The 13,750-nt window shown below is 64.9% G+C and carries 12 protein-coding genes and 1 pseudogene; 3 read left to right on the forward strand and 10 right to left on the reverse strand.

Annotated elements, in window-relative coordinates; all coding sequences use genetic code 11:
* Both DEH80_RS16215 and DEH80_RS16220 read left to right on the forward strand, forming a co-directional pair.
* Window positions 1-1,572: an ATP-binding protein gene (locus DEH80_RS16215; protein WP_165831525.1), complete on the forward strand. Its 1,572-nt coding sequence runs from the start codon at window positions 1-3 to the stop codon at window positions 1,570-1,572.
* Entirely contained in the window at window positions 1,569-2,531 is a 963-nt protein-coding gene (locus tag DEH80_RS16220) for a DUF3369 domain-containing protein (protein ID WP_133249288.1), read from the forward strand. The genes DEH80_RS16215 and DEH80_RS16220 overlap by 4 nt, the downstream gene beginning before the upstream one ends.
* Here the strand turns inward: DEH80_RS16220 and DEH80_RS16225 are convergent.
* From DEH80_RS16225 to DEH80_RS16265, 10 genes and pseudogenes are all read right to left on the reverse strand, one after another.
* Entirely contained in the window at window positions 2,528-3,700 is a 1,173-nt protein-coding gene (locus DEH80_RS16225; protein ID WP_109721573.1) for a molybdopterin molybdotransferase MoeA, read from the reverse strand. The genes DEH80_RS16220 and DEH80_RS16225 overlap by 4 nt on opposite strands.
* 112 nt (window positions 3,701-3,812) lie before the next feature.
* The gene (gene moaCB / locus DEH80_RS16230) at window positions 3,813-4,829 is read right to left on the reverse strand and encodes a bifunctional molybdenum cofactor biosynthesis protein MoaC/MoaB (RefSeq protein ID WP_279323128.1); all 1,017 of its coding nucleotides are present in this window, start codon (window positions 4,827-4,829) and stop codon (window positions 3,813-3,815) included.
* Window positions 4,774-5,757, reverse strand: coding sequence for a GTP 3',8-cyclase MoaA (gene moaA, locus DEH80_RS16235; RefSeq protein ID WP_109721610.1), 984 nt, complete (start codon window positions 5,755-5,757; stop codon window positions 4,774-4,776). Before moaA ends, moaCB begins: the two co-directional genes overlap by 56 nt.
* A complete protein-coding gene (locus DEH80_RS16240) occupies window positions 5,754-6,383 on the reverse strand; it encodes an NTP transferase domain-containing protein (RefSeq protein ID WP_109721575.1) in 630 nt (209 codons plus the stop codon). The genes moaA and DEH80_RS16240 overlap by 4 nt, the downstream gene beginning before the upstream one ends.
* Window positions 6,380-7,831: a ThiF family adenylyltransferase gene (locus tag DEH80_RS16245; protein ID WP_109721576.1), complete on the reverse strand. Its 1,452-nt coding sequence runs from the start codon at window positions 7,829-7,831 to the stop codon at window positions 6,380-6,382. The genes DEH80_RS16240 and DEH80_RS16245 overlap by 4 nt, the downstream gene beginning before the upstream one ends.
* Window positions 7,832-7,837: 6 nt before the next feature.
* A complete protein-coding gene (moaD, locus tag DEH80_RS16250) occupies window positions 7,838-8,077 on the reverse strand; it encodes a molybdopterin converting factor subunit 1 (RefSeq protein ID WP_109721577.1) in 240 nt (79 codons plus the stop codon).
* Window positions 8,074-9,372: a CmpA/NrtA family ABC transporter substrate-binding protein gene (locus tag DEH80_RS17770; protein ID WP_330408671.1), complete on the reverse strand. Its 1,299-nt coding sequence runs from the start codon at window positions 9,370-9,372 to the stop codon at window positions 8,074-8,076. The genes moaD and DEH80_RS17770 overlap by 4 nt, the downstream gene beginning before the upstream one ends.
* Window positions 9,361-10,179 (reverse strand): annotated as a pseudogene (locus DEH80_RS17775) (ABC transporter ATP-binding protein); the annotation flags it as partial. The pseudogene DEH80_RS17775 and the gene DEH80_RS17770, both read right to left, overlap by 12 nt.
* A 13-nt stretch (window positions 10,180-10,192) precedes the next feature.
* A complete protein-coding gene (locus tag DEH80_RS16260; protein WP_109721579.1) occupies window positions 10,193-11,206 on the reverse strand; it encodes an ABC transporter permease in 1,014 nt (337 codons plus the stop codon).
* Window positions 11,207-11,296: 90 nt separating this feature from the next.
* Entirely contained in the window at window positions 11,297-12,646 is a 1,350-nt protein-coding gene (locus DEH80_RS16265; RefSeq protein ID WP_109721580.1) for a CmpA/NrtA family ABC transporter substrate-binding protein, read from the reverse strand.
* Window positions 12,647-12,892: 246 nt separating this feature from the next.
* On the opposite strand from DEH80_RS16265, the gene DEH80_RS16270 reads away from it, so the two are divergent.
* Window positions 12,893-13,747, forward strand: coding sequence for a uroporphyrinogen-III synthase (locus DEH80_RS16270; RefSeq protein WP_109721581.1), 855 nt, complete (start codon window positions 12,893-12,895; stop codon window positions 13,745-13,747).
* The last annotated feature ends 3 nt before the right edge of the window (window positions 13,748-13,750 follow it).

Genomic DNA, 13,750 nt, shown 5'->3' on the forward strand with positions numbered 1-13,750 from the left:
GTGCTGCGTAACCAGCCCATCGGCCGCAAGCTCACCGTCATCGCCATGGTGGCGGCCGCTGCAGGCCTGCTCCTCGCGGCGGGCGCCCTGATCTGGCTGGCCTATCAGTCCGAATTGCGCGCCAGCGAGCGCAATCTCCAGACCATCGGCACGCTGATGGCGGCCAACAGCACGGCGGCGCTAAGCTTTAATGATCCGTCCACCGCCACCGAGGTGCTGGCCACCCTGGATGCAACACCGGCGATTGTTCGGGCCTGCCTCTACGCCGAGGGAGAGCCCGCGGTGTTCGCCAGCTTTCAACGTCCCGAATCCGCTGATTGCCAAACCGGAGAGGTACAACTCGATGGCGTGGTCACGGCGCGGCTGCCCGTCCAGCTGCTGGGCGAAACTCTCGGACACCTGCAACTCACCGCCACGCTAGCCCCGGTCTATGCCCAGTTGCGCCAGCAGGTGCAGCTGACTTTAACGGTGCTGATTGGCAGCCTGCTGGTCACGGTCCCCCTGATGACCCGGCTGCAGCGGATGATCACCGATCCGGTTCTCCACCTGGGCACGGTGGCGCGACAAGTCAGCGAAACCCGCGACTACAGCCTGCGCGCCCAGGATTCCGGTGCGGACGAAATCGGCCAGCTCGCACGTGATTTCAACACCATGCTGGCGCGCATTCAGCACCGGGATGCCGACATTCTGGCCGCGCAGAAACGCCTGGCCACCCAGGTCGAGGAAACCCGGACCGCCAACCGCGAACTCGAGCAGACCATGGATCAGCTGCAAACAGCCCAAACCCAGCTGGTCCAAACCGAAAAACTCGCTTCGCTGGGCGGACTGGTCGCCGGCGTCGCGCATGAGATCAATACCCCGGTCGGTGTCGGGGTAACGGCGGCTTCGACGTTGCGAGCAGCCGCCGAGCAGCTGGTCGAGCGCCTGGCCGCGGGCACGCTGAAACGCTCGCATCTGAGCGAATTCACCTCGACGGCCGACGATGCCACCCGCATCATTCTCAGCAACCTGCACCGTGCTTCTGAGCTGGTGCAAAGCTTTAAACAAGTCGCGGTCGACCAGTCCAGCGCGGAGCGCCGACACTTCAACCTCAAGGAATATGTGGACGAGGTGCTGCTAAGCCTGACGCCCCGGCTGAAGAAAACGCCGCACCAGGTCACCACCGAGATTCCGGAAGACCTGATGCTGGACTCCTACCCAGGTGCGCTGGCGCAGATTCTGACCAACCTGGTCACCAACGCCTTGATTCATGCCTTCGATGACCGGCGCCCGGGCACCATTACGGTCCAGGCACAGGCCGAAGGCGAGCAGCTTCGGTTGATCTGCAGCGACGATGGCTGCGGCATGTCGCCCGATCACCGGAAGAAGCTCTTCGACCCGTTCTTCACCACCAAGCGCGGGGCCGGCGGCAGCGGACTGGGCATGCATATCGTGTTCAATCTGGTGACCCAGGCCCTGCAAGGCCGTATTACCGTGGAGACCGAGCCCGGTCAGGGCACACGCTACGACATGCTGATTCCGCTGCGTGCCCCGGACCGCCCGGCACCTCCTTCACAGGACCCCAGATCATGATGGATGACGACAGCCTCGACTTTCTCGACGAAGACGACGATCAAGCTGCCCCCTTGCGGGCCTGGAAGATCCTGATCGTCGATGACGACCCGGATATACACGACGTCACCAAGCTGGCCCTGACCGGCTTGGAGTTCAATGGCCGCGGCCTGGAGTTTCTTCACGCCTATTCCGGCGCCGAAGCCCGCGAGATGATCGCCGGCCAACCGGATATTGCGCTGGTGCTGCTCGATGTGGTCATGGAATCCGACCACGCGGGGCTGGACGTTGTGGAGTATGTCCGCAACGAGCTGGGTAACCAGTTCATCCGCATCATTCTGCGCACTGGTCAACCCGGTCAGGCGCCCGAGATCGATGTGATTACGCGCTACGACATCAACGACTACAAGCACAAGACCGAACTGACGCGCCAGCGCCTGTTCACGACCATTTACACCGGCCTATCCGCCTATCGCGACCTGATGGCACTGGATGCCAACCGCCGTGGCCTGGAGAAGGTGATCGACGCCTCCGCCCACATCTTCGAGCTACAGTCGCTGGAACGGTTCGCTCAGGGTGTCATCGAGCAGCTATGCGCCTTGTTGTTCCTGGAGGACGACGCGGTGATGCTGCATGCCTCAGGCATGGCCGCGGCAGACTGCGAACCGGCACTGCGCATTCTTGCCGGGTCTGGCCGTTTTGAGTCGCTGGTGGGCAGCGATGCCGCCCAGGCCCTGGATGCCGACACGCTGGCGCGCATCCACAAGGCCCGCGAGGAAGGTCGGCTGATCTTCCAGTCGCATCAGATCGCGGCCGTCCAGTCGGCCCCGACCGACCACAGCAACTTCGTGATTTATCTGGAATCTGATGCACCGCTGGAAGCCTCGGCCCAGCGGCTGGTGGAAATGTTCTGCCGCAATGTGTCGATTGCCTGGCGCAACCTGCGCGCGCCACAAAGCGCGAACAAGACGGCCGACTAGATCGGGAGATAAGCCGCCCAGGGCCCCGTGTCGTCCGGTTCAAGACGGACCAGCGCATTGGCCGACAGCAAATTGCCCAGCCTATGAGACCCCTGCCCGGGGAGCAGATCCAGCCGGGGTGGCTGTGCTGGGTCATGATGGGCCCGCGCTCTCGCGAATAAGGGCCGGTCACCCTTGAGAGTGGGCCGCGCATCCAACCGCCCCCATTGCCAGGGTAATGCGGGCGATGCGTCGCCAGCCAGGCGGGCGAGGATACTGCGCAGGTGCAACTGCAGGCCCAGATGAACCGACGCCGGGTTACCCGGTAGCGCCAACAACACCTGCGGCCCGCGCGAGGCAAACAGCAGGGGCTTGCCCGGCTTCTGCGCCACCTTCCAGAAATGCCGGATCAAGCCTGCGGCATCGGCTGCTTCAGGGATGAAATCCCGGTCGCCTACCGAGGCCCCACCCGAGGTGATCACCAGATCGGACTGATCCAGCGCCTCGGCCAGCGCCCGATCGACGGCCTGTCGCGTATCTGCCACCGCCACGGTCTGCAGTTCGGCCACACCTGCCGCCCTGAGCCAGGCGGTGATCAGCGGCCCATTGGCATCGGGCGTGGCGGAATCCGATAACGGCTGGCCGGCCGGAACCACCTCATCACCGGTGACGAGCACGGTCACGCGTGGCAAGCGCGTCACCTCGACGCTGGCCACACCGGCGGCACAAAGCGCCGCGACGCCACCCGGGGAGAGGCGCTGCCCGGCCTCGGCGATGCGCTGACCAGCAGCGACTTCCTCAGCACGCTTTCGGATATGGCGACCCGGCTGCGCACCGTCGACAAAGCGCACATGCCTTGCGTCCGACTCGACCTGCTCCTGGGGCACGACGGTATCGGCACCGGCAGGTAACGGGGCGCCGGTGAGAATACGTACGCAGCTCCCCGGCTCCAGCACCGGCGCGGCGCCACCGGCTTCCGCCCGGCCTTGTAATGGCAGGCGGCCGGGCGCGTCCTGATGCCGGATGGCATAGCCATCCATTGCGCTTTGATCAAAACGCGGTAGGTCGACTGCGGCCACGGCATCCGCCCGCAGCACGCGGCCACTGGCTGCAGCCGTCGGGAGTGGCTCGCTGGGCAGTGGCTGAACATGCTCGGCGTAGCTGGCTTGTGCGGCATCGAAGCTAATCATCGTTGCACGCGCCAAGCACTGAGCCAGCACAGACCGACGCGTACTCCCTGCTCGGCACTCACCGCATCGCAGGCCCGCCACCTAGCCGGGAGGGACGACATCCCCGCCCGCCCTACTGGTACCCGCCGGGATGCGCGAAGGCATCACGGCAGTCGAATAGATGAATCAGCCCGGGCAGGACGGCCAGCAGGGTCTCGGTGGCGCCCCCCCGGCTCCCCGGCAGGGTCATCAGCAAGCTCCGTCCATGCGGGCCGGCCAATCCGGCGATGCCACGCGACATCATGGCGTAGGGTGTCCGTCGCTGACCGAATGCGCGACCCGCCTCCATGATGCCCGGCATGTCGCGGCGAATCAGTGGCGCCAGGGTCTCCACGGTGATATCCCGCGGGCTGATCCCGGTGCCTCCAACCGTCAGAATGCAGTCCACGCCGGCCTCAAGCGCTTGATTGACCGCCTCGAGCAGCGGCTCGGGCTCATCCGGCATGATGCTGTAATCCAGCGGTGCGAAGCCGCAGGCCGCCAATCGCTCCCGCACCGCCTGGCCGGCCGTGTCGGGCTTGCGGCCGGCCGCGACGGTATCGGACAGGACAATCACCAACGCCGATTTAGGGGCGCGCAGTCGCGTGGAGAACTGCGACTTGCCGCCGGTCTTCTGGAGCAATCGAACCCCGTCGATATGCAGGTCTTCCGGCTCGCAATACATCTTGACCATGTCGTAAATGGTCAGAGCGGCGGCCGAGACGGCGGCCAGCGCTTCCATCTCCACGCCCGTGGGACCGATCACGGCCGCCTCGGCATGAATCACCACCGCGTCGTCGGTGAACTCGAATGCCAGTTCGGCCGCGTGGATGGGCAGCGGATGACAAAGCGGGATCAGGTCGTCCGTTCGCTTGGCGGCCTGGATGCCGGCCACCCGGGCCACCTGCAAACAGTCCCCCTTCTCCACCTGGCCGCTGCGGATTCGTTCCAGCACCTCGGCCGGTGCCTGCAAGCGCCCGGAGGCACGCGCCGTCCGGAGCGTGTCCGGCTTGTTGCCAACATTAATCATTCGGTGGCCTCTGGCCTGTGCACGCCTAGCCGCCCAGGCCGTGCATGGTAATGGGACGCTCGACCGCGCCGGTGCGGGCATAACCGGGCGGCTTGGCGCGGACCGCAGCCGACAAATGCGCGACCAGCGCATCGTCGCTGATTCCATCACGCAGCAGCGGCTGCAATGGGGTGCCCTGCGCCGAGAACAGGCAGGTGTACAGCTCGCCTGTGGCGGTCAAACGCATGCGGTCACACTGGCCGCAGAACGGCCGGGTGACGGTAGGGATGACCCCGAAGCGGGTGCCATCGTCCAGTTGGTAATAGCTTGCGGGCCCTTCGGCGCCGAGCGCATGCACCCGGCCGTGGACCCGGCGAATCTGCGTCAACATATCGGCTTCACTGCAGACACGCTCGCGGCGCCAGAGCGCCCCGCCCTCCAGGGGCATGAACTCGATGAATCGTAAGACCAGCTGGCGGCGAGACGCCCAGTCCAGCAGTGGCACGACCTGATCTTCATTCTGGCCGCGGATGATCACCGCATTGATCTTCACCGCCAGGCCGACCTCGCGGGCGGCCTCGATCCCGTCCAGCACCGCAGGCAATCGCCCCCGGGTGCGCGTCATCGTGTCGAACTGCGCCGGCTCCAGGGCATCGAGGCTGACATTGAGGTCGTCCAGGCCGGCGGCCTTGAGCGCCGATGCTCGCCGCCTCAGCAACTGGGCGTTGGTCGTTAGTGATAGCCGGAGCCCGCCGGTCTCGGAATCGTCGCGTAGCTCGCGCAGCATCGGCTCCAGATCGGGGGACAGCAGCGGCTCGCCACCGGTCAGGCGAACCGCACGAACGCCCGCGCGCTGAACAAACAGGCGAACCAGGCGCAATCGCTCCGACAACGTGAGCAGGTGCCGGGCGGGCGCCCACTGGGGCTGTTCGGGCATGCAGTATCCGCAGCGGAAATTGCACCGGTCGGTCAGCGAGACCCGCAGCTTGCGAGGCCGGCGTCCCTGGGTATCTTCAAACGCTCGGCTCATGCGACCGGCACCCACGGCTCCGGTGCCGGCTGCACACCGCAGTCTGCGGCCTCAGCCGGGGTGTTGATGCTCAACCGCGTGGCCGCGGGCATGGGGGCGGTGCCAACGGGGGTCAGGCTGAGCCAATCCCGCAGGGAACCCCGGCCGGGGGGCAGCGGTAAGGCATCCCGCTGCAGCAAACATGCGGTGTAGTGACGGTCCTGTCCGACCTGCGCAACCACGACACGCGTGGCCTGGGTGGTTAAAGCCTGGGTCATCCGTTGGACGAAATCGGCGGGCAGCCCGGGCGCGTCACCGGGCACCAGTAGCAGGTAGGGCGTTGAGCAGACCTTCCACACTGCACGCACCCCGGCGATCGGCCCCGCATAGTCCGCAGTCGCATCGGTCACCACGCCCATGCGCTGACCGGGCCGCGGCTCGATCCCGTCCAGCACGGCCTGGTAAGCCGGGACGTTGCGATGAATGCTAAGCCAAAGGGCACAAACATCGGGTTGAAGTTGCTGGATCAGCGTCTTGACCAGCGGCGCGCCGGCCCGGCGCATCAGGCCTTTATCCAGCCCGCCCATCCGCCGGCCTGCTCCGCCGGCAAGAATGCCCGCGGTCACCTGCTCTGGTGCCAATGTCATGCGCTGCAGGCCAGCGGCGTCGACTCGTCCGGCAGGGCACGCACACCGCCGGTCAGCGTCCAGACCTGACCAAAACCCTGCTCGCGCAGCGTGTGGCAAACGGCCTCGCTACGCCGGCCACTGGTGCAGATCAGCAAGTAGCGCTGGTCTGGCTCCAGACCACGGCCAGCCATGGCCTCATCAAAGGCAAGCGGCTGTGCACCGGGCAGCGGGCGCAGACGACGCTCGGTCGCTTCACGCAGGTCAATCCAGTGCAGGGCGGGGTCCAAGCGGTCACGTTGGACTGCGTCCGATCGGCCGTCCGCCTCCTGGTGACAGCGGCAGGTCTTGCGCTGCTTTGGCACGAATCGCTGAAACTGGCCGGACCCGAAATCCAGCACGGTCCACCGCCCGGCGAGCGCAGAATCCAGACCGATTAGTCGTCGCAAGGCCTCGCCCGCCATTGCGGCACCGATGACAGCCGGTGTCGGGCCCAGCACGCCCTGGTCCCCACAGTCGCTCCCTTGAGCACTGATGCACGCCCAGCACACACCGTCCTGGGCCTGGCGGGGGCTGACGAACAGTCCGCCAGCCAGCTGGTGCACTCCACCGACGATGCAGGGCCGACCGCTGACTCGCGCCCGATGCGTCACCCATTGTTTGCTGGCCGGATCGTCGCTGCAGTCCACTACGAGATCGGCATCGTCCAGCCATGCCGTGTCGTTGCCGGCAGCCAATGCCTGCGGCCTGGCATCGATGACGGTCGAGCTATTGCGCTCCAAAAGTCGCCGACGGGCGGCATCCACCTTGAGCGCCCCCACGTCGGCCTCGGCATAAAGCGACTGGCGATGCAGATTGCTGAGCTCTACCCGATCCGGGTCGATCAAGGTCAGACGACCAACGCCTGCTCCGGCAAGCAGGTCGGCCACGGGACACCCCAACGCCCCGACACCGACCACCGCGACATGCGCTTGCCGCAGGCGTTGCTGGCCAGCCTCGCCGACCCCCGGCACGCGCTGCTGGCGGTCATACCGCGGGTCGTGACCATGGTCGGCACAGCCCTGACAGCCCACCCACTGGGTCTCGCCGTCCAGATAACGTTCATGTTTCCAGACCGGCAACCGCCGCTTCACCTCATCGATCACATACCGGCAGGCGGCAAAAGCGGCGTCCCGGTGAGCCGCGCCCACACCGACCCACACCGCGGTGTCGCCAATTTGCAAATCCCCCGTCCGGTGAATACAGGCCACCGCATCGATGGCGTAGCGCTGTCGGGCCTCCTCGAGAATGCGCTCTCCCTCCGTGATGGCCAGCGCTGGGTAGGCGCTGTAGTGCAATTGCTCGACCGAACGCCCGTGATGGTGATTGCGCACACAGCCACGAAACTCGACAAAACCGCCACTGTGCGGGTCTGACAGAGCCGCGGCCGCAGCGGTGATATCGATGGCTTGGTCGGTTAGGCGAAACATGCGGCGTCAGCCTCCGGACATGGGCGGCAAAAAGGCCACCTGATCACCGGCACGCAGCACATCGGACCAGTCGGCGAATTGCTCGTTAATCGCAACCCGGAGCTGTCGACGCGACAGGCGGAGGCCCCGTTGCTGCGCCAGGCGTTCATACAGCTGCTGCGCCGTGTCGGACGGCTCGGGCGTGAGCCACTCCTCGTGGCGACCGGCTTGGTCCGCCAATGCGGCGAAGTACAGCACCCGGATCACGCCGCCTCCCGACCCAGCGCGGCCGCCAGCCAGGCTGGTTTGGCGCCAATCGGCAGCTGATTGAGGTAATCCAGGGGCCTGGCGGGGTCGAACTCAGGCCCCAGTATCCGCGTGTTGGGCGCGGACGCCTGAGCCGGCGTGCCCAGCACCTGATCAAAGACCTCGGCACCGTAAACCGCAGCGGTGGCATTGGTCATGGCCACCGGCCGCTCCAACTGCCCCCAGCGGTACATCTGCGTCAACCACCAAAGGGCAGACGCCGCATCCGGCCGCGCGCTCGCATCGTGGGTGAAGCGCTGGATACGCACCGGCTCGGGGTCTAGCTCACGGGCGAAGCGGAACTGCCCGGACAGCGTGGGCAACAGGTCATCCACGGACTGATTGAGATAATGCGGCGAGGCCAGCAACCGTGCGATGTCCTGGGTGTGTGTGCGGTCTTCCAGCCAGCGGCCAGCGGTGTTCAAGGCCCGCAGCAGCCCGGCCAGCGCCTCCGGCCGACGGCGTGACAATGTCTCGCCGACACCGAACACCTTTTCGACATGATCGGGCCACAGCTCGGCGCTGGTGGCTAGGGTCACGCCGATACCCCGCTCCACGGCCACGGTATTCCAGGGCTCGCCGACACAGAATCCGGCGACATTGCCGACATCGAGGTTTGTCACCATCTGCGGCGGCGGAATCACGACCAGCCGCACATCGCGGTCGGGATCGATGCCGCCGCTGGCCAGCCAGTGTCGGAGCAGATAGTTATGGCTGGAACTCGGGAACACGACGCCGAAGGTCAGCCGCTGCCGGCCACGTGCCGCGCGCTGCTCCACCACCTTGCGCAAGGCGGCGGGTGCGCGTCGACGATCGCTGCTCAGATCGGGGTCGAGATCGCACATGTCCCGGAACAGGTCGCGCGAAACCGTGAGACCGTTGCCGCCCTGTGACAGGGTCATCGGCGCTGTCAGTGCCTGTTTGGGTCCGCCAGCACCGACGCTAGCCGCCAGCGGCATCGGGGCCAGCATCTGCGCGCCATCGAGCATGCCAATGGCCACCTTGTCGCGAATAGAAGCCCAGGAGGTCTCGCGCACCAGCGATACGTCAACGCCCTCCTGCCGGAACAGACCCAGTTCGTGGGCCACCACCAGCGGCGCCGCATCGGTTAACGGGATGTAGCCAATCTCCAGCGGACGCCCGGCCGGCACCCGGCCGGTGCCCGATGACGAGCGGGCCGCCGGCTGCTCGGTCCCCGCCACCGTGTCCGGACCGGCTGGCGCTTCGGCGGAATCGGCCAGCGCGCTTGCCGGCACATCGGGCTTGGCATGGCGCTCGTGCAGAAAGTGCAGAACTTCGGCACGCAAATGGTTGTAGTGCGGATCATCGGCCAGCTCCAGCCGCTTGCGCGGTCGCAGCAGATCGACCTGGAGAATCTCGCCCACCGTGGCTGCCGGACCGTTGGTCATCATGACAATCCGGTCGGATAGCAAGACGGCCTCGTCCACGTCATGGGTAATCATGATGACCGTGTTGTTGAGACGCTGATGGATCTCCATCAGCGAATCCTGCAAATGCGCCCGCGTCAGCGCGTCCAAGGCACCGAAGGGTTCGTCCATCAGCAGCACCCGCGGCTCCATGGCCAGCGCCCGGGCAATGCCCACGCGCTGTTTCATGCCGCCGGAGATTTCATCCGGGCGCTTATCGGCGGCGTGACCCATGTGCACCAGCTCGAGGTTGTGCAGAATCCAGTCGCGCATCTCGGCCTTGGTCTTGCGGCCACGAAACACATGCTTCACGGCAATGGCGACGTTTTCGTACACCGTCAGCCAAGGGAATAGCGCATGGTTCTGAAACACCACCGCTCGCTCGGGGCCGGGGCCACGGACCTCGCGCCCCTCCAAAATCACCCCGCCCTCTGTCGCATCCGTCAGCCCGGCGACAATGTTCAGCACCGTGGACTTGCCGCAGCCCGAGTGGCCGATGAGCGAGATGAATTCGCCCTCGGCAATCTTGACGTGCACGTTGTCCAGGGCCTTGAACGTCCCGGACTGGGTGTCGAAGACCTTGCTGACCTGGCTGATTTCCAGATGTGCGGAAGGCGCTTGTTGTTGTTCGCTCATGTCGAAACCTCGCCTAGCGATCCGTTTCGTAGGAGACCAGCCGCTGGAGCGTGAGCATCAGCCAGTCGAGTAAGAAGCCGATCAATCCAATGGTGATCACTGCCACCAGAATCCGGCCGAGAGAGTTGGAACTGCCGTTCTGGAACTCGTCCCAGACGAATTTCCCCAGACCGGGGTTCTGCGCGAGCATTTCCGCGGCGATTAGCACCATCCAGCCGATGCCCAGGGAGATGCGCAGCCCGGTGAAGATCATCGGCAAGGAGGCCGGTAGCGCGATCCGGCGGATGCGCGTGGCCAGCGGCAGGTTGATCACCCGTCCGACGTTGATCAGGTCGCTATCAATACGAGAAACGCCGACGGCGGTGTTGATCAATGTGGGCCACAGCGAGCACAGCGTGACGGTCAGCGCCGAGTTGATGAACGACTTCTCAATCATCGGATCAGGCGTGACGTACACCGCCGACACCACAATGGTGATGATGGGCAGCCAGGCCAGAGGCGAGACCGGTTTGAACACCTGAATCAGCGGGCTGATCGCCGTGTTCAGCGTCTCGCTCAGCCCACAGGCCACACCGATGGGAATGGCAATAATCGTGGCCAGCACAAAGCCGGCGAAGACCGTTTGCAGACTGGTCCAGATCTGGTCGTAAAACGTCGGTGCGCCGGTGTAGTCCCGGTACACCAGCTTGGCGTCCGGGTTACGGGCCAGCTGCCGTTCATGCCGTTGCTCCTGACGCTCGTAAAACGCCTCTGCCCGTTCGCGTTCGGCACGATGTTCGGCATGTAGATTCTTGGCCTGCGCCCAGGTCTGCGCCGGGCCCGGCAACTGCCCCAGACTGGTATTCACCTGCGCCGCGCCCGCAGCCCACAGCATCAGGAAGATACCGATGGCCAGCAATGGCAGGCCGATACGCTGCCACAGGGCGTGCAGTTGCTCACGGGGATTGTCACCACTGGCCAGCAAGACCATGGGCGAGAGCCAGGCAAAGCCGGCCGTGTTGAGTCCATTGACGATGCGCGCTTTCATCGAGTCTCTCCGTGATCCCGCCGGGGATCGGTTACTCGGCTGCAAGAAGCCTGCCGTGCCCGGAGCCTGTGCCCGGGCACGGCCCGTGCACTAGCGATAAATGTCGCCTTGCTTCATACCGATAGGGAACGACGACAAATAGGCATTGGGCTGGGTGCCGTCATAGGTGATGCCGTCGATGAATTCGGTCTGCGGCGGTTTGAAGCCGGTTTCCTCATCGAAATCCGGGAAATCCGAGGCTTCGAAGTAACCCTCTTCGATCAACTCGCGGGCCGCCGCGGCGTACACATCGGGCCGATACACCTTGCGGGCGGTCTCCATGTACCAGTCGTCCGGCTTGTGTTCGGGAATCTGCCCCCAACGCCGCATCTGCGTCAGGTACCAGATGGCATCCGAGTAGTAGGGATAGGTGGCGTTGTAGCGGAAGAAAACGTTGAAATCCGGCACGGCGCGCTTGTCGCCTTTTTCGTATTCGAAGGTGCCGGTCATGGAGTTGGCGATGACCTCCTCGTCCGCCCCCACGTAGTACGGCCGCGCGAGCATTTCCACGGCCTTGCCGCGGTTGGCGTTGTTGTTTTCATCCAGCCAGGCCGCTGCGCGAATCAACGCCTTGACCACAGCCTTGTGCGTTTCCGGATAGCGATCCGCCCAGGCCTTGGACACGCCGAAGACCTTCTCGGGGTTGTTCTTCCAGATTTCGTAGTCGGTGATGACCGGGACGCCGATTCCCTTGAACACCGCCTGCTGATTCCAGGGCTCACCGACGCAGTAACCGTAGATTGTGCCGGCTTCCAGCGTCGCCGGCATTTGCGGCGGTGGTGTCACGGATAGCAGGGCATCAGCTTCCAGCGTGCCCGAGATATCCCCCTTGAGCGGCGCGTAGAAACCGGGGTGAATCCCGCCGGCAGCCAGCCAGTACCGCAGCTCGTAGTTGTGGGTGGATACCGGGAAGACCATGCCCATCTTGAACGGCTTGCCGGCATCGTTGTACTGCTCGACCACGGGTTTGAGGTAGTCGGCCTTGATCGGATGCACCGGCTTGCCGTCGGCGCGCTTCGGGATGCCGGGCTTCATCTGCTCCCAGACCTCGTTGGACACCGTGATTCCGTTGCCATTCAGATCCATGGAAAACGCGGTCACCACATGTGCCTGGGTGCCGAAGCCAATCGTGGCCCCCAGCGGCTGGCCGGCCAGCATGTGGGCGCCGTCGAGCTGGCCGTCAATGACCCGGTCCAACAAGACCTTCCAATTGGCCTGGGCTTCCAGTTCGACAAAAAGCCCCTCGTCCTCGAAGAAAAACAGCTCCTTGGCCACCGCCAGCGGCGCCATATCGGTGAGCTTGATGAATCCGAATTTAAGGTCGGGCTTTTCAGGCTCGGCGGCCAGGGCTGTGGTCGACAGCATGAGGGCTCCGAGACTGGCAATGCAGTGCTTCAACATGGCTTGGGCTCCGTTCAGCGCAAAAAAAAAGCGCCCGCCGAGTGCAGCCTTTGGGGCTGACTCATGCGAACGCCTTTGTTCGGGCCTGACCAGCCGCAGGGCTGTGCAGACAATGTTCGGGCCGGGCCGCTGCTGGACACCGTTGTCCGCGACTCGACGCCATGTCTAGAAGCAATGCTGATGCCAACCCGGCCGTGCTGGCTCGACCATTGCAGCCACGGGTGACAAACCCGCAGAGTCACTGGTATGGAACAGCCCTCGAATCGTCGCCCCGTGGTTGCGTCTTCCCTGCAGGGGAAACGCATTGCCGTACCGGAAACCCGCTCTCTGGACGTGTTCTGCCGCTTGCTGGAAGAGCGCGGGGCTCGCGTGCTGCGTTGCCCGCTGGTCGCGATTCTGGACGCGCCAGACCCCGAACCGGTCGCCCGCTGGTGTGACCGCTTGGTTGCAGGAAGCTTCGATACGGTCATCTGGCTCACCGGCGAAGGGCTACGCCGCACCATGAAGGTGGTGCATCGCACCAACCCGGTGCTGGAAGAGGCGTTTGTGCGTCAGCTGGGCCAGTGCTTCAACGTCTGCCGGGGCCCCAAGCCCGCCCGCGAACTTCGAGCCTTGCGCATCACCCCGTCACTGGTCGTCTCCCCTCCCACAACAGCCGGTGTCATCCAAGCGCTAAAAGACCATGCACTGGCCGGCCAACATGTCGGCGTTCAGCTCTACGGTGACAATCCGAACACGCCGTTAATGCAATGGCTGGAACAGGCCGGCGCCCTGGCCGATTGCGTGGCGCCCTACGTCTATGCCGACAAGGCCAGCGAACAAGACGTGCTGGGTCTTATCGACGCGTTGGTGGATGGTCAGGTGGATGCCATCGCACTGACCAGCGCACCGCAGCTGCGCTACCTCTTTCGAGTGGCGCGCAAGTATGAGCGGGATGCGGCCCTGAAGACCGCGCTGATGCAGACCTGCGTAGCGTCGGTCGGACCGGTCGTCACCGCCAGCCTGGCCGAGGCGGGAATCACCGCGACCGTGCAGCCGGAGAGCCAGTTTTTTCTTAAACCGCTGACTCGGGCACTGGAGCACTACTTTGCCGGTCGCTGAACA

It is taken from the genome of Abyssibacter profundi, assembly GCF_003151135.1.
Classification (GTDB): Bacteria; Pseudomonadota; Gammaproteobacteria; order Nevskiales; family OUC007; genus Abyssibacter; species Abyssibacter profundi.

What these genes read in the sequence shown, in the direction of transcription:
- DEH80_RS16220 (WP_133249288.1), top strand. Translation starts at nt 1,569, where the DNA reads ATGATGGATGACGACAGCCTCGACTTTCTCGACGAAGACGACGATCAA.
- DEH80_RS16225 (WP_109721573.1), bottom strand. Translation starts at nt 3,700, where the DNA reads ATGATTAGCTTCGATGCCGCACAAGCCAGCTACGCCGAGCATGTTCAG.
- moaCB (WP_279323128.1), bottom strand. Translation starts at nt 4,829, where the DNA reads ATGCCCGCACCGGCGCGGTCGAGCGTCCCATTACCATGCACGGCCTGG.
- moaA (WP_109721610.1), bottom strand. Translation starts at nt 5,757, where the DNA reads ATGAGCCGAGCGTTTGAAGATACCCAGGGACGCCGGCCTCGCAAGCTG.
- DEH80_RS16240 (WP_109721575.1), bottom strand. Translation starts at nt 6,383, where the DNA reads ATGACATTGGCACCAGAGCAGGTGACCGCGGGCATTCTTGCCGGCGGA.
- DEH80_RS16245 (WP_109721576.1), bottom strand. Translation starts at nt 7,831, where the DNA reads ATGTTTCGCCTAACCGACCAAGCCATCGATATCACCGCTGCGGCCGCG.
- DEH80_RS16260 (WP_109721579.1), bottom strand. Translation starts at nt 11,206, where the DNA reads ATGAAAGCGCGCATCGTCAATGGACTCAACACGGCCGGCTTTGCCTGG.
- DEH80_RS16265 (WP_109721580.1), bottom strand. Translation starts at nt 12,646, where the DNA reads ATGTTGAAGCACTGCATTGCCAGTCTCGGAGCCCTCATGCTGTCGACC.
- DEH80_RS16270 (WP_109721581.1), top strand. Translation starts at nt 12,893, where the DNA reads ATGGAACAGCCCTCGAATCGTCGCCCCGTGGTTGCGTCTTCCCTGCAG.